20 protein-coding genes and 1 pseudogene are annotated in these 25,347 nt (G+C 61.1%); 7 read left to right on the forward strand and 14 right to left on the reverse strand.

Going from position 1 to position 25,347, the window contains the following annotated elements:
- Positions 1-85: 85 nt before the first annotated feature.
- Genes CLM72_RS02225 through CLM72_RS02250 form a run of 6 tightly spaced genes read right to left on the reverse strand, consistent with a single transcriptional unit; the run spans position 86 to position 4,313 of the window.
- A complete protein-coding gene (locus CLM72_RS02225) occupies positions 86-1,756 on the reverse strand; it encodes an AMP-binding protein (protein ID WP_105225506.1) in 1,671 nt (556 codons plus the stop codon).
- Positions 1,753-2,298: a hypothetical protein gene (locus tag CLM72_RS02230; protein WP_105225507.1), complete on the reverse strand. Its 546-nt coding sequence runs from the start codon at positions 2,296-2,298 to the stop codon at positions 1,753-1,755. Before CLM72_RS02230 ends, CLM72_RS02225 begins: the two co-directional genes overlap by 4 nt.
- Positions 2,295-2,549 carry an acyl carrier protein gene (locus CLM72_RS02235; protein WP_003187949.1) on the reverse strand — a complete coding sequence of 85 codons (255 nt, stop codon included), beginning with the start codon at positions 2,547-2,549 and terminating at the stop codon, positions 2,295-2,297. Before CLM72_RS02235 ends, CLM72_RS02230 begins: the two co-directional genes overlap by 4 nt.
- A 9-nt stretch (positions 2,550-2,558) precedes the next feature.
- Positions 2,559-2,828: a phosphopantetheine-binding protein gene (locus CLM72_RS02240; RefSeq protein ID WP_105225508.1), complete on the reverse strand. Its 270-nt coding sequence runs from the start codon at positions 2,826-2,828 to the stop codon at positions 2,559-2,561.
- The gene (locus tag CLM72_RS02245; RefSeq protein WP_105225509.1) at positions 2,806-3,618 is read right to left on the reverse strand and encodes a 1-acyl-sn-glycerol-3-phosphate acyltransferase; all 813 of its coding nucleotides are present in this window, start codon (positions 3,616-3,618) and stop codon (positions 2,806-2,808) included. The genes CLM72_RS02240 and CLM72_RS02245 overlap by 23 nt, the downstream gene beginning before the upstream one ends.
- On the reverse strand, positions 3,594-4,313 hold the full coding sequence (locus CLM72_RS02250) for a beta-ketoacyl synthase chain length factor (protein ID WP_054896224.1): 720 nt from the start codon (positions 4,311-4,313) through the stop codon (positions 3,594-3,596). Before CLM72_RS02250 ends, CLM72_RS02245 begins: the two co-directional genes overlap by 25 nt.
- 316 nt (positions 4,314-4,629) lie before the next feature.
- On the opposite strand from CLM72_RS02250, the gene CLM72_RS02255 reads away from it, so the two are divergent.
- Both CLM72_RS02255 and CLM72_RS02260 read left to right on the forward strand, forming a co-directional pair.
- Complete coding sequence (locus CLM72_RS02255) at positions 4,630-5,400, forward strand: ParA family protein (protein ID WP_014716606.1); 771 nt, start codon at positions 4,630-4,632, stop codon at positions 5,398-5,400.
- A 900-nt stretch (positions 5,401-6,300) separates the two neighbouring features.
- The gene (locus tag CLM72_RS02260; RefSeq protein ID WP_105225510.1) at positions 6,301-6,519 is read left to right on the forward strand and encodes a DUF6124 family protein; all 219 of its coding nucleotides are present in this window, start codon (positions 6,301-6,303) and stop codon (positions 6,517-6,519) included.
- Between the two features lie 130 nt (positions 6,520-6,649).
- Here CLM72_RS02260 and trxC read toward each other — a convergent pair whose 3' ends face one another.
- Positions 6,650-7,084: a thioredoxin TrxC gene (trxC, locus tag CLM72_RS02265; RefSeq protein WP_105225511.1), complete on the reverse strand. Its 435-nt coding sequence runs from the start codon at positions 7,082-7,084 to the stop codon at positions 6,650-6,652.
- 218 nt (positions 7,085-7,302) lie between these two features.
- Between trxC and CLM72_RS02270 the strand changes: the two genes are divergently transcribed.
- Entirely contained in the window at positions 7,303-7,599 is a 297-nt protein-coding gene (locus CLM72_RS02270; protein ID WP_105225512.1) for a type II toxin-antitoxin system HigB family toxin, read from the forward strand.
- Complete coding sequence (locus CLM72_RS02275) at positions 7,596-7,997, forward strand: type II toxin-antitoxin system HigA family antitoxin (RefSeq protein WP_003187963.1); 402 nt, start codon at positions 7,596-7,598, stop codon at positions 7,995-7,997. The genes CLM72_RS02270 and CLM72_RS02275 overlap by 4 nt, the downstream gene beginning before the upstream one ends.
- A gap of 4 nt (positions 7,998-8,001) precedes the next feature.
- Here CLM72_RS02275 and selO read toward each other — a convergent pair whose 3' ends face one another.
- From selO to CLM72_RS29490, 5 genes and pseudogenes are all read right to left on the reverse strand, one after another.
- The gene (gene selO / locus CLM72_RS02280; RefSeq protein ID WP_105225513.1) at positions 8,002-9,465 is read right to left on the reverse strand and encodes a protein adenylyltransferase SelO; all 1,464 of its coding nucleotides are present in this window, start codon (positions 9,463-9,465) and stop codon (positions 8,002-8,004) included.
- A gap of 48 nt (positions 9,466-9,513) precedes the next feature.
- Positions 9,514-12,897, reverse strand: a complete 3,384-nt coding sequence (gene mscK / locus CLM72_RS02285) for a mechanosensitive channel MscK (protein ID WP_105225514.1) — start codon at positions 12,895-12,897, stop codon at positions 9,514-9,516.
- Positions 12,898-12,947: 50 nt separating this feature from the next.
- Positions 12,948-14,690 carry a potassium/proton antiporter gene (locus tag CLM72_RS02290; protein ID WP_044270843.1) on the reverse strand — a complete coding sequence of 581 codons (1,743 nt, stop codon included), beginning with the start codon at positions 14,688-14,690 and terminating at the stop codon, positions 12,948-12,950.
- A gap of 242 nt (positions 14,691-14,932) precedes the next feature.
- Positions 14,933-15,805 carry a methyl-accepting chemotaxis protein gene (locus CLM72_RS29485; RefSeq protein WP_371920465.1) on the reverse strand — a complete coding sequence of 291 codons (873 nt, stop codon included), beginning with the start codon at positions 15,803-15,805 and terminating at the stop codon, positions 14,933-14,935.
- 30 nt (positions 15,806-15,835) lie between these two features.
- A pseudogene (locus CLM72_RS29490) lies at positions 15,836-16,558 on the reverse strand (MCP four helix bundle domain-containing protein); the annotation flags it as partial.
- A gap of 277 nt (positions 16,559-16,835) precedes the next feature.
- Here CLM72_RS29490 and CLM72_RS02300 point away from each other — a divergent pair.
- Positions 16,836-17,066 carry a hypothetical protein gene (locus CLM72_RS02300; protein ID WP_003187970.1) on the forward strand — a complete coding sequence of 77 codons (231 nt, stop codon included), beginning with the start codon at positions 16,836-16,838 and terminating at the stop codon, positions 17,064-17,066.
- Positions 17,063-17,356 carry a cell division protein ZapA gene (locus CLM72_RS02305; RefSeq protein WP_003187971.1) on the forward strand — a complete coding sequence of 98 codons (294 nt, stop codon included), beginning with the start codon at positions 17,063-17,065 and terminating at the stop codon, positions 17,354-17,356. The genes CLM72_RS02300 and CLM72_RS02305 overlap by 4 nt, the downstream gene beginning before the upstream one ends.
- On the opposite strand, the gene CLM72_RS02310 is transcribed toward CLM72_RS02305, so the two are convergent.
- A complete protein-coding gene (locus CLM72_RS02310; RefSeq protein WP_105225516.1) occupies positions 17,353-19,155 on the reverse strand; it encodes an acyl-CoA dehydrogenase in 1,803 nt (600 codons plus the stop codon). The genes CLM72_RS02305 and CLM72_RS02310 overlap by 4 nt on opposite strands.
- A gap of 226 nt (positions 19,156-19,381) precedes the next feature.
- Positions 19,382-23,335, reverse strand: a complete 3,954-nt coding sequence (putA, locus tag CLM72_RS02315; RefSeq protein WP_105225517.1) for a trifunctional transcriptional regulator/proline dehydrogenase/L-glutamate gamma-semialdehyde dehydrogenase — start codon at positions 23,333-23,335, stop codon at positions 19,382-19,384.
- Positions 23,336-23,796: 461 nt separating this feature from the next.
- On the opposite strand from putA, the gene putP reads away from it, so the two are divergent.
- On the forward strand, positions 23,797-25,281 hold the full coding sequence (putP, locus tag CLM72_RS02320) for a sodium/proline symporter PutP (RefSeq protein ID WP_105225518.1): 1,485 nt from the start codon (positions 23,797-23,799) through the stop codon (positions 25,279-25,281).
- The last annotated feature ends 66 nt before the right edge of the window (positions 25,282-25,347 follow it).

Raw genomic sequence — 25,347 nt, forward strand, 5'->3', positions numbered from 1 at the left:
CGAGATCATCCTGGGAGTGGGTGATGCCTGGGTTGGGAGCGCTTCGCACTCCAGCGGGAGCAAGCTCCCTCGCCACGAGAACAGGTCATGCATGCGCGGCCTCCAGCACTATCCGCCCGCTTGAGCACGCTGCAACCCCATTGCGATAGGCGAAGTACAGTTTGCTACGCTCCCGATCAAAGCGCAGATGCAATTCGATGTGATCGCCCGGGCGCACCAGTTGCTGGAACTTGAGCACTTCCATGCCGGCGAACCGGGTTGGCAGGTCGAGCAATTGTTGGCCCAGGTTGAACGCCCATTCCACCTGCACCACCCCTGGCAATACCGGGGTGACCGGGAAGTGCCCGCTGAAATAGGCCAGGTCCGGCGGGATGCTTAGTTGCAAGGTCCATTCACCTTCGGTTTCGACTTGTGCCAACACCTCAGGCCCCTTGGGGCGAGGCGCCAGCAACAAGGCTTCGATATCGGCCTGGGGCAATTTGCCCTGGCTGTTCAGCGGCAATTGGCGCAACACACGCCAGCGGCGCGGCAAGGCCAGGGCTTCGCAATGTTGGCTCAGGTGCTGGCGCAGCGTCTGGGTGAGCGTGCGGCGTCCCTGGTTGCGCAGGGCATGCAGCCCCGCGTCGGTGAGCACCACCACGGCACCCAGGGACGCACGGTTTTCCTGCACCACGCCCAGGCGGGTGTCGGCCACCCATTCATGGGCGATCAGCGCTTGTTCCAACATCGGCAGGGAGATGCGTTTTTCTTCCAGCTTGACGATACGGTCCAGGCGGCCCAGCAACTCAAAACGGCCATCGGCATGAATGCGTGCAGCGTCGGCAGTCTGTTCGATGTGCCCTTCGGGCAGGTATTTTGATGCGATACGCAGAGCGCCGTCGGCATCCTGGCTCAGTTGCACATCGGCAAACGGCTGCCAGGGTTGCGCGCCCTGGCGCCAGGCGATGCCACCGGTTTCCGAGCTGCCGAGGATTTCTGTCGGCCATTGCTGCAAACGGTCGTAGAGGCTGCCGGCCGCATCAACCGGCAACGCGCCACCGGAGGAAAATACCCGTGCAACCTGGCTCAGTGCCGGCCAGTCGAGGTTGTCGCCCATGCGTTTGAGCAGCGCCGGGCTGGCCACCCAGGCGAATTGCGGGTGCTCACGGCTGGCGCGCTGCATGTCTTCGGGGAACGCCAGTTGCTTGCGCACAAAGGTGCGGCCGGCACACAGCGGCCACAACACGCGAAACAGCAAGCCGTAGATATGCTGGGTAGCGACGCTACCGATGATGCAGGCGTCCTTGAGATCTACGCCCCATAGGGCTTCCAGCGCCTCTACTTCATTGGCCAGCTGGCGCAGGGACTTGTCGATGCGCTTGGGCTCGCCGCTGGAGCCGGAGGTGCACAGGCTCAGTTGGCAGTTGTCCAGGTCGAGGGGGGCGGCGCTCAAGGGCGCTTGATACAGCGCGTCCAGGTCGCTGGCATCGACCAGCCAGGCATCCACGGCAGTGGCCCAGCGTTGGCGCGTCTGGGGTTGCAGGTCGGCGGGCAGCAGCACGCTCGCACCGGCGCGCCAGGCGCCCAGCAGTGCAATCGCCAGCAGGCCGGCGTCTTCCAGGTGCACGGCCAGGCGCCGGATGCCCCGGGCCTTGAGGCCTGCGGCGAGGCTCAGGGAGTGCTCGCACAGTTGCGCGTGATTCATGAGGGGCTCGGCGGTCACCCCGCGATCTTGCAGTGGCTCAAGCAGCAAGTGCTCAAGTTTCAACCCTTTCATACGCGGCCTCGAACCCTTTGTCGTACCAGCCATTCCACGGCAAACAACAGGCCCATCAACCCGTAGGCGATCAGGCCGTTGTACAACGTCCACCAGCTCAGCGGCGCCCACAGGGTGAGCGCGGCGGCGAGCAGGCCATTACAGAGAAAAAACACACTCCACACCAGGGTGACCTGGCGGGTATACACCACCGCGTGGGGCGGCAGGTGCGGGTCGGTCATGCGTGCCAGGCGCTCGACCATCGGCGGGCCGTACTTCAGGCTCAGGCCGAACAGCGCCAGCATGAACCCGCTGACCAGGCTCGGGTACCAACGCAGCCACTGGGGGTTATCGAACCATGCCAGTGCCAGGCAAAACACGATCACCACCACCGCCATCCAACGGCTGCCCGGGCGCCGCGCAGCGGTGAGCGCGCGCAACAGCCACAGGCTGCCCAGCAGCAAGCCGAACTGCCAAGGTGCAAAGTGCTCGGTGCCGTAATACACCGCGAAGGGGTACAGCAGCCCCGCCAATAACAGGCCAAGGCCGATCAGCCGGCTCATGCGGCGGGCTGGACCAGACGGTACACCGCCTCTACCACGTCGTTCACTGTGCGTACCGCCTTGAACTCTTCGGCGGCAATTTTCTTGCCAGTCTGGCGCTTGATGTGGTCGATCAGGTCCACGGCGTCGATGCTGTCGATTTCCAGGTCCTGGTACAGGTTGGCGTCGAGGGTGACGCGTTCCGGGGGCAGTTCAAACAGTTCCACCAAGGCGTCGCGCAGGGTGTTGAAGATATCGTCACGAGTTTGCATGGTACGGTCTCAAGCTGCCTGTCGGGCCGTGACGAATGCCGCAAGGCTGGCCACGTTGGTGAAGTGATTGCGGGTGTCCTTGGCGTCGGCATCGATTTTGATGCCGTAGGTTTTCTGGATCGCCAGGCCCAATTCCAGCGCATCGACCGAATCCAGGCCCAGGCCTTCGCCAAACAGGGTCTGGTCGCTGCCAATGTCGTCGGGGCTGATGTCTTCCAGGCCCAGGGCCTCGATGATCAGCGTCTTTATGTCGTGCTCAAGGCGGTGTTGGTCGCTCATCTTCGGCGAGCTCCTTAATGAAATAGTGATGCAGGTGATCGTTGAGCTTGCGTGAAGCCTGGGGCGCGGGCCCGACTGCGGCAAACGCTTGTGGCTCTATATCGGCGCCCACGCGCAAACTGAAGTGAAATCGACGGTGGGGGATGCGATACCAGGGTTCGGCCTTGGTCAGGGTGGTGGGGCTGACCTTGATCACCACTGGCGTGACGATTGTCGCACCCCGCAGCGCAATGGCCGCACCGCCGCGATGAAAGGCCGGCGCCGCGCCCGGCGTGGTGCGGGTGCCTTCGGGAAAGATGATCAGCGTCTGGCCGGCGCGCAGGGCGTCGGCTGCGGCATCGAGCATGTCGGCACTGCCGTCGTTGCTGATATAGCCGGCATCGCGCACCGGGCTGCGGGTGAACGGGTTCTGGAACAGGCTCTGCTTGACCACGCAGTTGGTCTGGCGCATCAGGCCGATCAGGAACACCACGTCGATCAGCGACGGGTGGTTGGCGACGATCATCTGGCCAGGGCGGCCAAGCTTTTCGGCACCCTCGACGCTGTAGGTGAGAATGCCCAGGCCCTTCATCAGGCGAATGAAAAACCAGAACAGGCAACTGATGGTGTGGCGTGCGCGCCGTTGGTGCTGGCTGGCGTCGCCCGGCAGGCAACTGAGCAGCGGAAACACCAGCAAACGCAGGCACAGCCCGCCGATGCCGAACAGGCAAAAGCTGAGGGCCGTGGCGAACAGGCGCCAGTAGTAGGCCTGCCGTGGCTTGTGGGTCAGGGCTTGCGTTGCCAGTTCCATACTCGGTTCTTCCAGGCATGTTGGCAGGCGCCCTGTTCGGTCAGCAGGGTGCGCAGCAGGTTCAGGGCGTGGGGCCACTGGGTTTGAGTGAGTTGGACAGTGCCGGTGGTGAGTTCCAGTTGCCACTCGTCGCCCGGCGTGAGCAACAGCCCGAGGGCATAGGGGAACGGCACATCCGTAATCCAGCTGGCGTAGGCGTGGGGCGGTTGTTCTTCGGTGATCACCAGCAATACGGCGGCGGCGCCTTCGTTGAGCAGAGCGGCGGCTTCGAGCAGGCCATGTTCGAGGCCATCGCCGGCGGCGGCGAGGGCGGTCATCTCGCTGGTTTCATTGCGCAGGATCGACCACAGGCCAATCACCGCGTTATGCACCGAAAGGCTGAACTGAGTCGGCGACAGCGGCTGCTCGTTGGCCAGGTCGCTGAGGATGTCCAAGGTGCGCGGGGTTTCGCCGTGGCGGGAAATAAACACCAGTGGCAGGTCTTCAAGGCCCTCGGCCAGCGGCCAGCCGACGCTGAACGCCATGCGCGCCAGCCGGCTCAGACGGCGGCGCTGCATGGCTGGCAAAAATGACACATCGGGGGACGCTTCGCTGACAGGCGGCAACACCGGGTCCCGGCACCAGGCGTACCAGTCGTCCGCACTCGCAAGGCCAGGAGCCCAGGCGCGCCATTGGGCGATGTTGAAGTTGATCACTGAGAAGTTATCCCGCCCCTGCGGGCTTCCATGTGCGGCCAATGGCCCCGGATTCCGGGACAGGGAGCAATGGCCGTATGGCGCGCATTATCCCGGTGCCGTGGGGTTCTAGCAAATAGTGGTGAAAGTTTGTTCACTATTGATCACAAATAAGTTGGAAGAATTTACAGATTATCGGCGAGCGAAGGCCGGACTCGATCGTTGCGCGGTTTCCATTCATTTGTGAGCCAGGCAGCGCGTAAGGATGAACGAGGTAGCTAACCGGCGCTTTTGCGCTCTACACTCGGAGGATTCATTGATACACGGAGGTTTTTCCATGCGGCGCGTGGTGTTCAATCAAAAAGGCGGTGTGGGCAAGTCCAGCATCGCCTGCAACCTGGCGGCGGTCAGCGCCAGCGAAGGTTATCGAACCCTGTTGGTGGACCTCGATGCACAGGCCAACTCAACTCAGTACCTCACCGGGCTGACGGGCGACGACATCCCCATGGGAATCGCGGATTTTTTCAAGCAAACGTTGTCTTCCGGGCCGTTTTCGAAGAAGAACAAGGTGGATATCTACGAAACGCCGTTCGACAACCTGCACGTGATCACCGCCACCGCCGAGCTGGCAGACCTGCAGCCCAAGCTTGAAGCCAAGCACAAGATCAACAAGCTGCGAAAGCTGCTGGATGAGTTGAGCGAGGATTACGACCGGATTTACCTCGACACCCCACCCGCGTTGAATTTTTACGCGGTTTCGGCGCTGATTGCCGCCGATCGCGTACTGATCCCCTTCGATTGCGACAGCTTTTCCCGCCAGGCCCTGTATGGCCTGCTGGCTGAGATCGAAGAATTGAAGGACGACCATAACGAAGGCCTGGAAGTGGAAGGCATCGTGGTCAACCAATTCCAGGCACGGGCGAGCCTGCCGCAACAGATTCTCGATGAGTTGATTGCCGAAGGGCTGCCGGTACTGCCGGTGTACCTGGCCAGCTCCGTGCGTATGCGCGAGTCGCACCAGGAGAGCAAGCCGCTGATCCACCTGGACCCACGGCATAAGCTGACGCAGCAGTTTGTGGACCTGCATAACCTGCTGGAAAACGCCTGACCTCGAGCACTGTGGGGGCCGGGCCGTTACGGCCTCACAGCCGACGCTGATCTAGCTGAGGCACCGCGATCCAAATGTGTGGCTTGCCTGCGAAGACGGCCTGACAGCCGACACCTATCTCCCTGACACCCCGCGGTCAAACTGTGGGAGCGGGCTTGCTCGCGAAGGCGGCCTCACAGTCGACACTGTTATACCGAGTACATATCCATTCCTGCGGTAACGGCCACCTAGGGTTCCGCTCTGACAGCGGGTCACTTTTGGAAGGACCCAAAAGTAACCAAAAGGTCCTCGCCCCACCACTCGGCACCTCGCTTAGGCTCGGTGTGCCCGTAATCCGCCAGGGATTTGGGGGGCCGCCGCCACGCGCCATCCATGGCGCGGGGCGGCTAAACCGGCATCCCTGCCGGTTTACCCCCCAAATCCCTGTCGAATTCCGGCCAGCGTGGTTTAACGGGGCGCCTAAGATCAAAAGCAAGATCAAGAGCGACTCGCTTCGCATCGTGGAGTGGGTGGTCGGGCGCGGTTAATTGTGGGGGGGCATTTCGGCAGGTGAGTTGGATTTGTCCCACAGGGTCTGTAGGACTCCTCTGGTAATGGGGCTTGTGCCTTGTAACCTTGCCTACAGCTACGCCAGAATCCGCCGGCTTGTGCGTCTGGATGGGCGTCTCTAAGGTTTGCCGGTCGCTGAATGTTCAGTGATCGGGTTTAGTAGCCCGACCGACCAAAGCATGTGCAACTGCTCCAAAAGCATGGCGTTTATCGCCTACCTGATGGTGGCTGTGCGCAGGGCACCTTCGGGTGCGCCGGTCTTTGCTTTGTTCCCCGGTCTACTAACCTGCGTACAGCTGCCACCCTTCGTTTAGTAGCGAAACGGTAGTGGCCCTATCAGGGAACAAATGCATGTCTATCCGTCTTTTCAATGTTTCACCCAACCTCCCCACCGAAACCCTCGTGCTCAACAGCTACGAAACCTTCTCCTCGGTGCGCACCTTGCTGCTCAACCTGTCCAACGACCTCACCGGCGAGCACCGCGACGTAGCGCTGGCCATCCACCAGCTAAGCGAACTGGGCGTCATGCTGGTCAGCCAGATGATGGACCGCGAAGCCCCGCTGTCCTGAAGCTGAAATGCATTCAATGTGGGAGCTGGCTTGCCTGCGATGGCATCGCCTCGGTGTATCAGACCGACCGAGTCGCCTGCATCGCAGGCAAGCCAGCTCCCACATTGACCGAGTTGATTGAGGGGGACGTTTACACCCCCTGGCTGCTCAACCAACTCATCAACTGCGGCAACGGAAACGCCCCGCTCTGGCGCGCTACTTCGCGGCCGTTCTTGAACAGAATCAAACTGGGAATCGAGCGAATCCCCAATTGCGCCGACAGCTGCTGGTTAGCCTCGCTGTCCAGCTTCGCCAGCCGGCACTTGCCTTCCAACTGCCCGGCTGCTTGTTCGAATACCGGCGCAAACGACTTGCACGGCCCACACCAGTCGGCCCACACATCGACCAAAAGCGGCAGGTCGCCCTTGATCTGGCTGGCATAGTCGCCCTGTTTCAAATCAAAGGGTTTGTTCAGCAACACCGACTGCTTGCAGCGCCCGCACTTGGGCGCGTCACCCAGGCGTTCGCCGGGGATACGGTTGAGGCCGTTGCAATGAGGGCAGGGGATTACAAGAGGTTCGGACATTGGAGGCTCCTGGGGTTTGGCCAGTTGGGTATTTGGTGTCGAGACAGAGGTTTATCAAGGATATAGATACTTATTCGCTCACATTTTCGTCGCTCGCCAGCGTGAACGGTGTGGCTAGGCTTTTTGTTGTGCTCCACCGGTCTGTTTGCGGCTATAGCAAATTGCGATAGTTCGAATTCAGGTTTAACCTTCATAGCAAGATGCGATAAGGACGTTGCATGCGAGTCATCAGTGAAAGCAGGATCTGGGAAGCAAAAGGAAAATGGCCGCGCTCTGCAACAGCTCTGGATCAGTGGTATCGCGTGATCAAGCGCAACGCCCCCAAGGACTTTGCCGCAATGAAAGCCATGTTTCCCGCCACCGACAAGGTCGGTGAATTTCATGTATTTGATATTGGCGGTAACAAGCTGAGGTTGATTGCGTCGGTGCAGTATCGAATGCAGCGCGTTTACATCAAACACCTGCTTGACCACCGTGATTATGAGAAAAACAAATGGAAGGAAAAAAGCAGATGAGCGCACTTATGCGAGTGGCGGCAGAGCACTGGCAGTTCGTTTCGCCTGTGCTGCGCAAGCCGGAAAACGACGCAGACTACGACGCACTGGTGTGCGGCTTGGATGAACTATTGAGTCTGGTGGGTGAAGACGAGGACAGCCCGCTAATGAGCCTGGTCGACATTCTGAGCGACTGGATCGAAGCTTATGATCGTGAGCATCGCCCAATGCCCGTCGCTAGCGGGGTCGATGTGCTGCGCTACATGATGCGCGAGCACAATCTTACCCAGAGTGACCTTCCTGGCGTTGGGGCGCAATCAGTTGTCTCGGAGATATTGAGCGGAAAGCGCCAGCTCAACGTGCGCCAGATTCGTTGGCTGGCCGAGCGTTTCGGGGTGTCGGTGGAGACCTTTATCTAAGGGGTCACGACGAACAACTAATCTCCAAATGCTTACCCCAATCCGGCGGCCGTTGCGCGTACTGCTCCATGCCCGCTTGTTCCTCAAACGGCCTGGTCAGCACGTCATGCAGCCGCCGCACTTCGCTGTAGTCGCCTGATTCGGCGGCGGTGATGGCGTTTTGGGCCAGGTAGTTGCGCAGGATGTACAGCGGGTTGACCGCGTGCATGCGCTCACGGCGCTGTTCCTGGGTGTCATCCCCATCCCGTGCAACACGGGCCTTGTACCGCTCGGCCCAGGCATCAAACCCGGCCATGTCGACAAAGTCATCACGCAACCGCGCCACGGCTAACGTCGCCGATTCGTCGCCCAGGCGGCGCAAGAACAGCGTGTAGTCCACACCGCTGTTCTGCATCAGCTTGAGCAAACCCTCCACCAGCGTCTGGTCGTCTTCTTCGGCGGTGGTCAGCCCCAGCCGGCGGCGCATCAGGTCCAGGTAGTGCGCTTGATACAGCGGCAGGTACAGGCCGAGGGCTTCTTTCAGTGCCTCAACGCTGATGAACGGTGTAAGCGCCTGGGCCAAGGCGCTGAGGTTCCACTGCCCGATCGGCACCTGGTTGCTGAAGGAGTAACGCCCCTCATGATCGGAATGGTTGCAGATGAAGTGCGCGTCAAAATCATCGAGAAACGCGAAGGGCCCGAAGTCGAAGGTAATGCCCAGGATCGACATGTTGTCGGTGTTCATCACGCCGTGGCAAAAACCATAAGCCTGCCATTTGGCGATCATTTCGGCGTTGCGCTCGACGATTTCACGGAACATCGCCAGGTATGGCTCGGGTTGCTCGCGGCACTCGGGGTAGTGCAGGTTCAGCACGTGCTCGGCCAGTTCGGCCTGTTGCTCAGGCTTCTTGGTGTAATAGAAATATTCGAAGTGCCCGAAGCGAATATGGCTGTGGGCCAGGCGTAAAACCATCGCCCCGCGTTCCTGTTTCTCCCGCCATACCGGCGTGCTGGAGCCGATCACGCACAGGGCGCGGCTGGTGGGGATGCCTAGCGCATGCAGGGCCTCGGAGGCGAGGAATTCACGAATCGAAGAGCGCAACACGGCACGCCCGTCGCCCATGCGCGAGTAAGGCGTCATCCCGGCGCCCTTGAGGTGTAAATCCCAATGCTCGCCGGCCTCGTTATAGACCTCGCCCAGCAATAACCCGCGGCCATCGCCCAACTGCGGGGTGTAGCCGCCGAATTGATGCCCGGAATACACCATCGCCCGTGGTTCTGCCTCGGCCCACAGCTTGTGGCCGCCGAACAGCTCGGCAAATACCGGGGTTTCGGCCACGGCCGGGTCGAGGTCAAGCAGGGCCATGGCGGCCTTGCTCGCGACCACCAGGCGCGGCTCGTCGAGGGGCTCGGGCAGTACGTGGGTCGAGAATGCGTCGCCCAGGCGTGCGAAGCGGTTGTCGAAGGTCAGTTCGTCGAGGGCTTTCACCGGCCATCTCCAGCAGAATGTCCGAGCATTCTGCTGGGGATAGGGCGTTTAGTCGAGTTTGCTGGGTGGCGGCTCCGGCGCATCCGCCACTTTGCCTGCGGGAGGCTCGGGGGCGTCGGGCTTGTCGAGGGGCTCGGCGATGGTCTTGCGCTCGTCTTCGGCCGGCACCAATTTGTATTCCTGGCCGTGAAGATTCTTCAGGTAGATTTCCATCTGCCGGAACGAGATGTTGATGTGCTGTTTCTTGAACTCACGATTGATGTAGCGGTTGACCTCGTCCAACACCGGGTTACGGTCGCCCAGGTCGCGAACATGCATGCGCAGTTCGTGGTCGAGGGTGCTTTCGCCGAAGTTGAGGAAGTACACATGAGGTTCCGGCTCTTTGAGTACCCGTGGGTTTTCTCGCGCCGCCTTGAGTAGCAATTCCTTCACCAGATCCAGGTCGGAGCCATAGTCCACGCCCAGTTTCAGGGTGACACGGGTGATGGTGTCGGTCAGCGACCAGTTGATCAGTTGCCCGGTGATGAAGGTCTTGTTGGGGACGATGATGTCCTTGTTGTCGAAGTCGGTGATGGTGGTGGCACGAATGCGGATCTTGCTTACCGTACCCGACAGGTTGCCGATGGTAATGGTGTCGCCAATGCGCACTGGGCGTTCGAACAAAATCATGATGCCGGAGATGAAGTTGGCGAAGATCTCCTGCATGCCGAAACCCAGGCCCACCGACAGCGCGGCCACCAGCCATTGCAGTTTGTCCCAGCTCACACCGAGTGTGGAAAGGGTGGTGACAAAGCCCACGCCGGCAATGATGTAGGACAGCAAGGTGGTGGTGGCGTAGGCGCTGCCTTGGGCGAGGTCGAGCTTGGACAGCACCAGGACTTCCAGCAGGCCGGGCAGGTTGCGCGCCAGGGCGAAGGTGATACCGATGATGATCGACGCACCCAGCAGGTCGCCGATGCTGATGGGCACCATGCTGATATTCGTACCTGTGCCGCTGGTGTATTCGTACAGGGTGACGTTGTCCAGGTAGGAAAATACCGAGATCAGGTCCGACCACACCCAATACAACGCCGCGATAAAGCCGCCGAGCAAGGCCAGGCGGATCAGGCGCATGGACTGTTCGTTGACCTGCTCGATGTCCAGGGTCGGCTCTTCGATCACCGCTTCGCCGTCACCGGCCTCCTTGGCTGCCTGGCGTTTGGCCAGGGCCCGGGCGTAGGCCAGGCGCCTTGCGGCAACACCCAGGCCGCGCACGAAGGTGGCTTCGATCACCAGCCAGAACATCAGCAGGTACAGGGTATTGATCAGCCGGTCGCTGAGTTTCAGCGCGGTGTAGTAATAGCCAAAGCACACGGCAATAAACAGTGCGATGGGCAGGGCGGTGAACACCACCCCGATAGCTTTGCGAAACAACGAGGCCTTTTCGTGGGTAGGGCTGTTCAGCAGCAGACGGCCCAGCAGCCAGGCCATCAGCCCGTAGCAGGTCAGTACCACGGCGATACCCAACACGTCGTCAGCCAGCGCCGCCGGTTGATGTTCGGCAATCGCGACCACGGCCACCAACGCCAGTACCACCAGCCCGAGCTTGCGTATCCAGCCTTGCAGGAATTCGACCTGGGGCCTTTCCCAGCGAAAGTGCAACTCCGCCACGCCGCCCGGCGCGAGGATGCGGTAGGCGGTGTAGAACACCAGCCAGGCCTGGGCGATCTGCAACAAGGCCGCGCCCAGGTTGGCGTTCTGCCCGCGGGCGTCGATCTGCAACGCGTAGCCGCACAGCGCCAGGCCCAGAGCCACGGGCATCGCCAGCAGAATGTTGATCAGGATGGCCTGCGGCGTATGCCACTGGCTGTCGCGCTTGAAGTGGCCGATGTCCTGGTGAACCTTTTTCAGGCGCACATACAGCGCATTGCGTCGCCACAACAGCGCGCCGATCAGCAACAGCAGCGGCAGGAACAGCAGTGGGCGTTGGGTCAGGCCGTCATACAGCTCGCTGACGCTGGACGCCCAGGGCAGGGTGGTGACCTGTTTGCTCAGATGCGCCGGTACGGTTTCCAGCCATTCGGTGTCCAGCGGCTTGTTGCTGGGGATCCAGAACATTTGCTCGTCGAGCGTGGCGCGCAGGGTGCTGGCGGTGCTGAGCAGTTGTTTCTGGTTCAGTTGCAGGGTGATGGATTCGTTCAGCAGCGCACTCAGCTCGCGGCTCAGGCGTTCCAGCAGGTCGCTGCGGGTGAGCGCCACTTCCAGCAAGGTGCGGCGCAGTTGCGGGGTGACCTCATCCGGCGGTTGGTTGGCCAGCAGGTTGTCCACATAAGCGCTGGGAGAGGTGATCAGCTCACGCTGTTGGTTGACCTCGAACTGGTACAGGCGAATGTTGGCGATGTCGTCGGCCAGGTCTTTGTCCACGGTGAGACGCGGCAGGGCCTGCTTTTGTTTATAGAGAATCTTGGACAGCAGCAGGCTGCCCTTGAGCACGTTGATCTGCTCGTCCAGGGCCGAATCGCTTTGGGTCACGGTGTCCAGTTGCTGCTTGGTCTGCAGGTTTTTCTGGGTCAGGTCGTTGAGGCGGTCGGTGCTCTTGAGCAGGTAGTCGGACAGCTTCAGGTTGTCTGCGCTTTCCTTGGCCAGGATGCTACTGCCGCCGGCTTTCTGCGCTTCGATGGACTGTTGGGTCACCGTCTGCTGGGACTGGGCCAGGCGTTTCTGGTTGATCAGGGTTTGCAGGTCCTGGATTTCTTGCTCCAGGCGTGCGGTTTTTTCCTGGATCAGGTCGTGCTGGCTGTTGCCCAGGTCTTGCAGCTGACTGTTGCCGGCCAATTCCTGGCGGCGCAGGGGAATCAAGGCATTCAGGGCCGCCAGTTCGGCGTTGAGCTGGTTGCGCTGGTCGCCGCTGAGGGGTTTGCCATTGTCTTTGCCGAGCTTGAGCGTCGCGTTGATTTGCTGGATGCGTGTCTGGCTGCTGCTGATCTCGGTCTGGGCGCGCTCGGGGCGGGTCTGGGCGGCGATAGTCAGGCTGTTGGCGTCGGCCAGTTCTTTTTGCAGGTCGCCTTGCTGGGTGCTGCGTTGCACCAATAACTGCTCAAGCTGCGGCACCGGCAGGCTGGCGTAGCGTTGGGCCACCGGGATGATTTTGGTGGCCTTGAGGCGCGCCAGCTCACGCTGGTTCTCATTGGTCTGGCGCGGGGCCTCTTCCAGCTGGCGCTTGAGGTCGGCCAGGCGCTGCTCGTAGTCCTGCTGATTGCCCAGGTAGGTCAGGGTCTGTTGCAGGGTCGCCTGCAGTGCCTTCATGTCGGCGTCAGGCAGCTTGCGGTCGGGCAGTTTATCCAGGCTTTGCTGGACGGCTTCGGCGCTGGGCGGGTCGGCGGCGTATACGCTGCCAACACAAAGGGTCAGGCCCAGCAGGGCAGTGGCGAGAAAAGTACGCAGGGTTGGCATAGAGACCGGTCTTGCAAAGTGAAGAATCGGGGGCGTCGTTGTCCCGCAGTTTAGAGGAAGAGTCCGGGGCCCGGGCGACTTCCTTCGGGGAATCTGACGCCAACTTTGCCAATCTTGTTCCCGTCCATGACGGCGACAGTCCAGATGGTGTTGTTCCATTCCACCTGGTCGCCGACTACCGGTGCACCGCCAACCTTCTGGGTAATGAAGCGGCTCAATGGCATGTCCGGGTCGATACCTTCAAGTTTGAGCCCGTACAAGGCGGAAACCGCGCCCAGCTGGGCGTCGCCTTCGAGTACGAAGTCACCGAAGAAGCGCAAATCGAGGCCCCGTTGCGGTGCCTGGCTGAACAGTTTGCCCAGGGCCGGCAGGTTGTGTTCGTGGCCGATCACACAGAGCAGATCGCCGACTTCCAGCACCGTACTACCCGACGGATGGAGCAGTTGCTGGCCACGAAACAGCGCGGCGATGCGCGTGCCTTCGGGCATTTTCAGCTCGCGCAGGGCCGCGCCGATGCACCATTTTTCGGCGCCGAGGCGGTAGACGAACAACTCCCACTCGCTGGTAACGTGCACTTCCAGGGCCGCGCGGGAGATCGGCGCTGGGTCTGGCGGTACGGTGACTTTGAGCAACTTGGCCACCCACGGCAGGCTGGTGCCCTGCACCAACAGCGAGACCAGCACGATAAAGAATGCCAGGTTGAAGTACAGCTGCGCATGGGGCAGGCCGGCCATCAGCGGAAACACCGCGAGGATGATCGGTACCGCGCCGCGCAGGCCGACCCAGGCGATAAAGGCCTTTTCGCGCCCGTGGAACGCCTTGAATGGCAGCAGGCCAACCATCACCGACAGCGGCCGGGCAAACAGGATCATCCACAGCGCCAGGCCCAGGGCGGGCACGGCGATGGGCAGCAAATCGTGAGGCGTGACCAGCAGGCCCAGCACCAAAAACATCCCGATCTGCGCCAGCCAGGCCATGCCGTCAAGCATATGCAAAATGCCATGGCGGCTGCGCACCGGGCGGTTGCCGATCACCAGCCCGCACAGGTACACGGCGAGGAAGCCGCTGCCGTGCAGGGCGTTGGTCAGGGCGAAAACGAACAGGCCGCCGGCGATCACCAGGATCGGGTACAGGCCGTTGGCCAGGTTGATGCGGTTGACCAGTTGCAGCATCAGCCAGCCGCCGCCCAGGCCTACCAGGCCACCGATGCCGAATTCGCGGATCAGGTGCGTGAGCAAGCTCCAGTGCAGGCCGGTCTGGCCGCTGGCGAGCATGTCGATCAGGGTGACGGTGAGGAACACCGCCATCGGGTCGTTGCTGCCGGATTCGATTTCCAGGCTGGCGCTGACCCGTTCGTTGAGGCCCTTGCCACCCAGCAGCGAGAACACCGCTGCGGCATCCGTTGAGCCAACAATGGCGCCGATCAGCAAGCCTTGGATGATGTTGAGGTCGAACAGCCAGGCCGCCGCCATGCCCGTGAGGCCGGTGGTAATCAACACCCCCACCGTGGCCAGGGACAAGGCCGGCCACAGCGCCACGCGGAAACTCGCCACCCGGGTACGCAAACCGCCGTCGAGCAGGATCACGGCGAGGGCGAGGTTGCCCACCAGATAGGCGGTCGGGTAGTTATCGAAAATGATGCCACCGCCATCGACCCCGGCGGTCATGCCCACGGCCAGGATAATCACCAGGATAGGGATACCCAGGCGTGACGAAAGCGAACTCACCAGAATGCTCGCAGTCACCAGCAACGCGCCGATCAAGAACAGGCTGTTGATGGTCGTCGCATTCAAAGGCAGTACTCCAGGGCAGGGGGAAGACAGGACGCAAACTGACCATGCAGTCTGCGTGCCAGGGATTCTAACCTGTTGAATTGCTGCGCTGTCAAAAAGCTTTTGTGGCTGCACATCGCTCAAATGTGGGAGCTGGCTTGCCTGCGATTGCGGTGTGCCAGGCGCCATGGGCGTTAGCTGACAGATTGCTATCGCAGGCAAGCCAGCTTCCACAAGGTATGCGGTGTGAGCAAAGGCTTATTTCAGAGGCGGAACCTTCCGACCATCCCATTCAGATCCACCGCCAAGCGCGACAACTCACCGCTCGCCGCACTGGTCTGGCTGGCGCCGGTGGCCGATTGCACCGACAGGTCACGGATATTCACCAGGTTGCGGTCCACTTCCCGCGCCACCTGGGCCTGTTCTTCCGCCGCGCTGGCGATCACCAGGTTGCGCTCGTTGATCTCCACAATCGCCGTGTTGATGGTGTCCAGCGACAGGCCCGCGCCTCGGGCGATGTTGAGTGTCGATTCGGCGCGCTCGGTGCTGTTGCGCATCGAGTCCACCGCGTGTTCAGTGCCTGTCTGGATGCTGCCGATCATGCGCTCGATTTCGCTGGTGGACTGCTGGGTGCGATGGGCCAGCGCCCGCACTTCATCCGCCACCACGGCGAAACCACGCCCGGCTTCCCCGGCTCTAGCTGCTTCGATCGCGGCGTTCAGGGCCAGCAGGTTGGTCTGGTCAGCCAGGCCACGGATCACGTCCAGTACTTTGCCGATATCCCTCGATTCATTGGCCAGGTCGCCAATCAGGGAAGCGGTGGCCTGCACGTCGGTACTCATGCGTTCGATAGCGCTAACGGTTTCCTGCACCAGGTCGCGACCGTCACCGGCAGAGGTGGTGGCATTGCGCGAGGCTTCGGAGGTGCTCACCGCGTTGCGTGCGACTTCTTCCACCGCACTGGTCATCTCGTTGACGGCAGTGGCGGCCTGTTCGATTTCGTTGTTCTGCTGGGTCAGGCCACGGGCGCTTTCCTCGGTGACCGCATTCAGCTCTTCAGCGGCAGACGCCAGCTGGGTAGCGGAACCGGCGATCCGTTGCAGTGTGTCGCGCAGTTTGTGTTGCATCTTGGCCATGGCCGCGAGCAGGCGCCCGGCTTCGTCGTTGCCGTCCACGGTGATCGGGCGCGTCAGGTTGCCTTCGGCCACTTCTTCGGCGGCTTCTAGCGCCTGGGCGATGGGCAGGGTGATGCTGCGGGTCAGCAACCAGGCAAACAGCAAGGTCAGCGCCGTGGCAATCACCAGCAGGCCTACCACCAGGTCAAAGGCCATGTCGTATTGGTCTTTGGCGCGCTGGTTGGTGGCGTTGGCGTCGTCGTTATTGATATCCAGCAAGCGGGTCAAGACCGCATTGACCTGCTCGGAGTTGTCCAGCAACTCGGTGTTGAGCAGGCTGCGCAGCTCGTTGACCTGATTGGCGCGAGACAGGCTCTTCATGCGCTCTTCAATCTGGCGGTACTGGCCTAGCAAGCGGACGTACTCGTTATAAGCGTTGCGCTCTTCGGTGCTGGTGATCAGTTTTTCGTAGATGTCCTGGGCTGTGCGAATCTGCTGATTGCGCAGTTCAAAGGCTTCCAGGGTCTTTTGCTGTACATCCGGCTCGCGGTTGGTCAGCAAGCGGTACGACAGCACGCGCAGGCGCAGGGTCAGTTGAGTGAGTTCATCCACAGCGCGAATGCTGGGGACGCTGGCTGAGGTAATGTCTTCGGTGGCTGCACGAATTTTGCTCATCTGGTTCAGGGCGAACACACCGAGCAACAACATCAAGGCGCCAATAAATGCGAAGCCGAGGAAGGCCCTCGGGGCGATATTCATATTACGAAGAGACATGCTGGAGTCCTGGGGGAGGCGCTATCCATGCGGCCATGAGACGAGGTGTGCCCGCCTTATCGGCCATGCGACTAAAGTCTTAAAGGGGCGCGCGCTTTTGTCGCATCGGACCAGGGGGTGGGTGAGTTCAGGAACCAGATCGGGTAAATGCAGTCACTAAGGCTCGAAAGTGCGGCCCGGCCTTGCATCATCGGGCGGCGCGGCCAGGGATAACCCTGGCATCCGAGGTGAATTTTCTTTATCGTCACCGCCCTTTTTAAAAGCCCGAGAAATCAAAATGTTAGAAGCATCCCTCAGCCAATTGGAACAACTGGTCAGCGACCTCGTACAGCAGAATCAAGAATTGCTGGGCAGCAACGAATCCCTCAAGGCCGAGCTGGCCCGCGCCAAGGACGAAAACGACAGCCTGCAACTGAACCTGATGGAACAGGAAGAAAAGCACGGCGCCACCGCCGCCCGCATCCAGGCGCTGGTTGAGCGTGTAAGTGCAGGGCCCGTCAGCGCATGAGTGAGGGCATAAAGGTCGTTTCGATTCTCGGAGAGGATTACTCGATCAAGGCACCGGCCGGCGAAGATCAGACCCTGATGCATGCCGTGACCATGCTCAAGGCCTCACTGGCGGTTACCAAGAAAAAGTACCCGACCCTGATCGGTGACAAACTATTGGTACTGGCCGCGCTGAACCTGTGCGCCGAGCAGATTGAAATGCAACAGGCTCACCAGCAGGAACTCGACCGTTACCAAGAGCAAGTCAGCGCCACGGTCGATGTGATTTCCAAGGTGATCGGTCAGCCTTAGAACCACTCGTCTTGCATGCCCAGGCACGTATCGTCGCGTGCCTCCAGAATCGCCAGTTCATGATGGCAGCTTGGTACTTCCCAGGTCAGGAAGTACCGGGCGGCCTGGAGCTTGCCCTTATAAAAGGCCGCGTCAGCCTCGTCACCCTTGGCCAGCCCTTCTTCGGCGCGGATCGCCTGTTCCAGCCAGCGCCAGCCAATCACCGTGTGCCCGAACACTTTCAAGTACAGCGCCGAGTTCGCAAGGCTGCTGTTGACCTTGCCTTGGGCGAGATCGGTCAGCAGGCCAATCGTGACGCTTTGCAGCCGGTTTACCAGTTGCTCCAGAGGCTCTCGCAGTGCCGTGAGTGAAGGGTGCTTTTGCGCCCGGGCTCCGGTTTCGGCGATCAGGCGGATCAATTGCTTCAAGCCGGCGCCGCCGTTCTGCGCCAATTTGCGCCCGAGCAGGTCCAGGGACTGGATGCCGTGGGTGCCTTCATGGATGGGGTTCAGACGGTTGTCGCGGTAGTACTGCTCCACCGGGTATTCGCGGGTGTAGCCGTGGCCGCCAAGAATCTGGATCGCCAGCTCGTTGGCCTTGAGGCAGAACTCCGACGGCCAGGATTTGACGATCGGCGTAAGCAGGTCCAGCAGTTCGTGGGCTTGCTTGCGCTCAGTGTCGGTTGCCAGGGTGGTGGTGTCGTCGAATAGCCGCGCCGCGTACAGGCCGAGGTCAAAGGCGCCTTCCACATAGGCTTTCTGGGTCAGTAGCATGCGCTTGATGTCGGCGTGCTGGATGATCGCCACCGGTGCGGTGCTCGGGTCTTTGCTATCAGGCAGGCGCCCCTGGGGCCGTTCGCGGGCGTAGTCCAGGGAGTAAAGGTAGCCGGCGTAACCGAGCATCACCGCGCCCATGCCCACGCCGATGCGTGCCTCGTTCATCATCTGGAACATGCAGCTCAGCCCCTGGTGCGGCTTGCCCACCAGATAGCCGACACAGTTGCCGTTATCGCCGAAGTTAAGCGCCGTGGACGTGGTGCCGCGCCAGCCCATCTTGTGGAACAGCCCCGCCAGCAGCACATCGTTGCGAGCGCCCAGGCTGCCGTCATCGTTGACCAGGAACTTGGGCACGATAAACAGCGAAATGCCCTTCACGCCTGCGGGAGCGTCCGGCAATTTTGCCAGCACCATATGCACGATGTTTTCCGACAGCGAATGGTCGCCACCGGAGATAAAGATCTTGTTGCCCTTGAGCCGATAACTGCCGTCAGCCGCGGGTTCTGCGCGGGTACGAATGTCCGACAGGGAGGAACCGGCATGGGGCTCGGTCAGGGCCATGGTGCCGAAGAAGCGCCCGTCGATCATTGGCTGCAGGAAGCGTTTTTTCTGCTCCTCGGTGCCGAAGCTCTCAATGAGGTTGGCGGCGCCCATGGTCAGGAACGGGTAGGACGTCGAGGCGGCGTTGGCCGATTGGAAGTGCGCGAAACAAGCTTGGGACAACAGGGTCGGCAGTTGCATGCCGCCTGCTTCAAAGCTGCGTGCTGCGTTGAGGAAGCCGGCTTCAAGGAAGGCGTCCACGGCGGGTTTGACCTCCGGAATCAGGATCGCCTGGCCGTTTTCATAGCGCGGTTCGTTTTCGTCGTTCTTGCGGTTGTGAGGGGCGAAGTACTTTTCTGCGATGTTACGCGCCGTGCTGATCGCGGCATCGAAGGTTTCGCGGTTGTGTTCGGCAAACCGCTCGCGCTGGGTCAGGCCCTCGGCATCGAGGACTTCGTACAGCTCGAAAGCCAGATTGCGGGAACTGAGCAGCGTCTCGGACATGGCGGCGTACCTTTGAAGGAATTGGCCTGAGTCTAAGTGCGCGAATGGAGAGTGGATAGCAAGATTGATTTAAGTGATAGAAGGGCAGAACGCTGGCGCGAGGTGGAGCGCGATCAGTGTGGGAGCTGGCTTGCCTGCGATGAGGCCGTGCCAGTCGACATCTATGTCACTGGCTCACCGCTATCGCAGGCAAGCCAGCTCCCACACTTTTGCCGCGTTGTATCAGTTAGCCGATGGTCATCAGGCTGGCGTTACCACCCGCTGCAGCAGTGTTAACGCTCAACGCACGCTCGATCACCAGACGCTCCAGCGCAATCGCCGTTTCGCCTTGCGACATGCCATGCACCCCGACAATTGCCCCACCGCGCTGCGCCACTTGCTGGCACACCGCACGCAGTTGGTCGGAATCACCGTGATGCAGCACGGCGTCAAACACCACGTCGTCCTTGGTCCAGTCGGCCACGCGCTTGATCTTCGCCTGAATTTCTTTAGGCAGGCGTGGGAACAAGGTCTTGGTCAACTCGGTTTCCGGCCATACCGCCGAACCGCCGACGGCCAATACCGCCGCCAGTTGGGTCAGCAGGTCGCCTTCCACTTCGGCCAGGCACAGCACGTGCTCGCGCGGCAGGATGGCGTAGCTGTTGCGCTCGCCGGTCGGGCCGGCCAGTTGGCGGGTGATACCGCTTTGCGATTGGGCGGCGAATTGCGTGCACAAGGCACTCAGTTCGCTGAACTTATTGCCATCGGCCCAGGTTTTCAGGGCGGTCAGCGATTGGCTCATGGCATCGCGCAGGCGCACGTCCGGCGCCGCCAACTTGTCGCCCCGCACGAAGGATTGCTCGATAGCATCGGTAGGACGAGTCGACAGCAAGCGATATAGGTACAGCGGGCCACCGGCTTTGGGGCCAGTGCCGGACAGGCCTTCACCGCCGAACGGCTGCACGCCGACCACGGCGCCAACAATGTTGCGGTTGACGTAGACGTTACCGGCATTGACGTTGTCGATCACCTTGGCGATGGTCTCGTCGATGCGGGTGTGCACGCCCAGGGTCAGGCCGTAGCCGGAAGCGTTGATCTGGCCGATGAGCTGGTCGATCTCTTTGCGCTTGTAGCGCACTACGTGCAGTACCGGGCCGAAGATCTCGCGTTGCAGCTCGTCGAAGCTTTCCAGCTCGATCAGGGTCGGCATCACGAAGGTGCCGCGCTTGATCTCTTCACCGTCGGCAATCGCCACCTGGTAAACGTTGCGGCCTTTGTCGCGCATGGCCTGGATGTGTTTCTCGATACCGGCCTTGGCTTCGGCGTCGATTACCGGGCCGATGTCGACCGAAAGGCGTTCCGGGTTACCCAGGCGGCATTCAGCCATGGCGCCCTTGAGCATTTCGACCACACGGTCTGCCGAATCTTCCTGCAGGCACAGTACGCGCAGGGCCGAACAACGTTGACCGGCGCTGTCGAAGGCCGACGATACGACGTCGATCACCACTTGTTCGGTCAGCGCCGAGGAATCGACGATCATCGCGTTCTGGCCACCGGTTTCGGCGATCAGCGGAATCGGGCGACCCTGGGCATCCAGGCGACCGGCGACATTGCGTTGCAGCAGGCGCGCCACTTCGGTGGAACCGGTGAACATCACGCCTTTGACGCGATCATCACCCACCAGACGGGCACCGACGCTTTCGCCCTGACCTGGCAGTAATTGCAGCACACCTTCCGGAATACCGGCTTCAAGCAGGATGCGTACGGCCTGGGCAGCCACCAGCGGCGTCTGCTCGGCAGGCTTGGCCAGCACCGGGTTACCGGCAGCCAATGCCGCAGCGACTTGACCGCTGAAGATCGCCAGCGGGAAGTTCCACGGGCTGATGCACACCACCGGGCCCAATGGGCGGTGGGCATCATTGGTAAAGTCGTTGCGCGCCTGCACTGCGTAGTAGCGCAGGAAGTCCACGGCTTCACGCACTTCCGCGATGGCGTTGGCGAAGGTCTTGCCGGCTTCACGGGCCAGCAGGCCCATCAGCGGCTGGATCTCGCCTTCCATCAGGTCGGCGGCGCGTTCCAGGATGGCAGCGCGTTCGGCGGGCGGGGTGGCCTGCCAGATCGGCGCGGCGCTGATGGCGCACTGGATGGCGTTGTCGACGTCTTCGACGGTGGCCTCCTGTACCTGGCCGACCACGTCACGCAGGTCGGATGGGTTCAGCACTGGTTGTGCCGCTTCATTGCTGGCGGCGCAACCGAGCATCGGTGCGGCCTTCCAGTTGTTGTGAGCGGTGGCCAGCAGGGCGCAGGACAGCGAGGCCAGACGATGTTCGTTGGCCAGGTCGATACCCGCCGAGTTGGCGCGGTCGCTGCCGTACAGGTCACGCGGCAAAGGGATGCGCGGGTGCGGCAGGCCGAAACCGCCTTCCTGGGTTGCCATTTGCTCGATACTGGCCACCGGGTCGGCTACCAATTCCTGGATCGAGATGGACTGGTCAGCGATACGGTTGACGAACGAGGTGTTGGCGCCGTTTTCCAGCAGGCGGCGTACCAGATAGGCCAGCAGTGTTTCGTGGGTACCAACCGGCGCGTATACACGGCACGGACGGTTCAACTTACCTTCGGAAACCTTGCCTACAACCTGTTCGTACAGCGGTTCACCCATGCCGTGCAGGCACTGGAACTCGTACTGGCCGGGGTAATAGTTCTGACCGGCAATATGGTAGATAGCCGACAAGGTGTGGGCGTTGTGCGTGGCGAACTGCGGGTAGATGACTTCCGGCACCGACAGCAGTTTGCGTGCGCAGGCAATGTAGGAAACGTCGGTGTACACCTTGCGGGTGTAGACCGGGTAGCCTTCCAGGCCTTCGACCTGGGCGCGCTTGATTTCGCTGTCCCAGTACGCGCCTTTTACCAGGCGGATCATCAGGCGATGGCGGCTGCGGCGGGCCAGGTCGATGACGTAGTCGATCACATACGGGCAACGCTTCTGGTACGCCTGGATCACAAAGCCGATGCCGTTCCAGCCGGTCAATTGCGGCTCGAAGCACAGGCGCTCGAGCAGGTCCAGGGACAGCTCCAGGCGGTCGGCTTCTTCGGCGTCGATGTTCAGGCCGATGTCGTACTGCTTGGCCAGCAAGGTCAGCGACAGCAGGCGCGGGTACAGCTCGTCCATTACACGCTCGTACTGCGCACGGCTGTAGCGCGGGTGCAGGGCGGAGAGCTTGATGGAGATGCCCGGGCCTTCATAGATCCCACGGCCATGGGAAGCTTTGCCGATGGAATGAATGGCTTGTTCGTACGAGGCCAGGTACTTCTGGGCGTCATGTTCGGTGAGTGCGGCTTCACCGAGCATGTCGTAGGAATAGCGGAAGCCCTTGGCTTCGAATTTGCTCGCATTGGCCAAGGCTTCGGCGATGGTTTCGCCGGTGACGAACTGCTCGCCCATCAGGCGCATGGCCATGTCGACGCCCTTGCGGATCATCGGCTCGCCGCTCTTGCCGATGATGCGGCTCAGGGACGAGGTCAGGCCTGCTTCGTTGTGGGTCGACACCAGCTTGCCAGTCAGCAGCAGGCCCCAGGTAGCGGCGTTGACGAACAGCGATGGGCTGTTGCCCAGGTGCGGCTGCCAGTTGCCGGTGCTGATCTTGTCGCGGATCAACGCATCGCGGGTGCCTTTGTCCGGGATACGCAGCAGCGCTTCGGCCAGGCACATCAGCGCCACGCCTTCCTGGGACGACAGGGAGAACTCTTGCAGCAGGCCCTGAACAATACCGGCACGGCCGCCGGCACTCTTCTGATTGCGCAGTTTTTCGGCAATGCTCGCGGCCAGCTTGTTGGTGGCTTCGGCCATCGGGGCCGGCAGGCGCGCCTGTTCGATCAGCATCGGTACCACTTCCGGCTCGGGGCGGCGGTAAGCGGCGGTGATTGCGGCACGCAATACCGATTGCGGCAGGATGCTCTCGGCGAACTCAAGGAAGCACTGGTGGGCGTGGTCGGCCTGGACCTCGCCGGCATCATCGGCCTCCTTGGTGCTCAAGCCATTGAGCTCGGACAGGGTTGCACCACCCTCAAGTTTCTCCAGGTAATTGAAAATCGCCTGCTTGATCAGCCAGTGCGGCGTGCGATCAATGGAGGTCGCGGCGGCCTTCAGGCGTTCGCGGGTCGGGTCGTCGAGTTTGACCCCAAGGGTGGTCGTTGCCATTTTTTTATCCTCATGGGTGCCACTACCGAGTGGCATCTGCTGGCGGCAAGATTAGCTTTGCCCATCCTGAGGTGCAACCGGGTGCAACCCTTTTGTTGGTTAAATGTTCGACGCTTGATCGGAAAAAAATAAACACACGACCGAATTAGCTCCACGCTGGTGCATTTGCTTCTGAGATCGGCTGTTCTTGCTCCGAAAAGGAGCAAAAAAAGCGCGTTTGTCCTAAAACATACTTGGGTGCAACTTAATCGGCAGAAACTGGTTGCACCTTATTTGCTTTGTTGAATAGCATTCGCGCACCAAGGTGCAACCAACCCTCAGGGTGGGTTCATCGGCTGGCGGCTTTCCTGGGGAAACGCCAGTCATAAATGCGCGGCATGCAGGTTCGTCTATCCGGTTATCCACGGGTGGCCGTCCCCATGACCGTCGCTACATAAAAACAAAGCCAGGGCGTCACTCCTATGAGCGTTAGTAATCCAACCCTGATCACGTTCGTGATCTACATCGCAGCAATGGTGCTGATCGGCCTGATGGCCTATCGCTCCACCAACAACCTTTCCGATTACATCCTGGGCGGCCGCAGCCTCGGTAGCGTGGTGACAGCCTTGTCCGCCGGTGCTTCCGACATGAGCGGCTGGCTGTTGATGGGCTTGCCGGGCGCGATCTACATGTCTGGTCTGTCGGAAAGCTGGATTGCCATCGGCCTGATCGTCGGTGCTTACCTCAACTGGTTGTTCGTGGCCGGCCGCCTGCGCGTGCAGACCGAACACAACGGCGACGCCCTGACCCTGCCGGATTACTTCTCCAGCCGCTTCGAAGATAAAAGCGGCCTGCTGCGGATCATCTCCGCCGTGGTGATCCTGGTGTTCTTCACCATCTACTGCGCCTCCGGCATCGTCGCCGGCGCCCGCCTGTTCGAAAGCACCTTCGGCATGTCCTACGAGACCGCGCTGTGGGCCGGTGCTGCGGCGACTATTGCCTACACCTTCATCGGTGGTTTCCTGGCAGTCAGCTGGACCGACACCGTGCAAGCCACGTTGATGATCTTCGCGCTGATCCTCACGCCGATCATCGTGCTGCTGGCCACCGGCGGCGTAGACACCACCTTCCTGGCCATTGAAGCCAAGGACCCGACCAGCTTCGACATGCTGAAAAACACCACCTTCATCGGCGTTATCTCGTTGATGGGCTGGGGCCTGGGCTACTTCGGCCAGCCGCACATCCTCGCGCGTTTCATGGCGGCGGACTCGGTTAAGTCGATCGCCAAGGCGCGTCGCATCTCCATGACCTGGATGATCCTGTGCCTGGGCGGCACCGTGGCGGTGGGCTTCTTCGGTATCGCTTACTTCTCGGCGCACCCGGAAGTGGCAGGCCCGGTGACTGAAAACCCAGAGCGTGTGTTTATCGAACTGGCCAAAATCCTGTTCAACCCATGGGTTGCTGGTGTGTTGCTGTCGGCCATTCTGGCGGCTGTGATGAGCACCCTGAGCTGCCAACTGCTGGTGTGCTCCAGCGCCCTGACCGAAGACTTCTACAAGGCGTTCCTGCGCAAAGGCGCTTCCCAGCTTGAATTGGTATGGGTCGGGCGGCTGATGGTACTGGTCGTGGCCTTGATCGCCATCGCCATGGCCGCCAACCCGGAAAACCGCGTACTGGGCCTGGTCAGCTACGCCTGGGCCGGTTTCGGTGCAGCCTTCGGCCCTGTGGTACTGATCTCGGTCATCTGGAAACACATGACCCGCAACGGCGCACTGGCCGGCATCCTGGTCGGCGCGATCACCGTGATCGTGTGGAAGCACTTCGAATTGCTGGGCCTGTACGAAATCATCCCAGGCTTCATCTTCGCCAGCCTGGCGATCTACTTCGTGAGCAAGATGGGCGCACCGACGGTGGGTATGGTCGAGCGTTTTGATGCTGCGGAAAAAGATTACAACTTGAACAAGTAATTCGCTGGGCGTTTAAAGCCTGCTGAGAACAAAAAAGGCCCACGTCCGAAGGACGCTGGGCCTTTT

Origin of the sequence: Pseudomonas sp. MYb193 (assembly GCF_002966775.1) — a bacterium.
GTDB classification, from domain to species: Bacteria; Pseudomonadota; Gammaproteobacteria; order Pseudomonadales; family Pseudomonadaceae; genus Aquipseudomonas; species Aquipseudomonas paracarnis.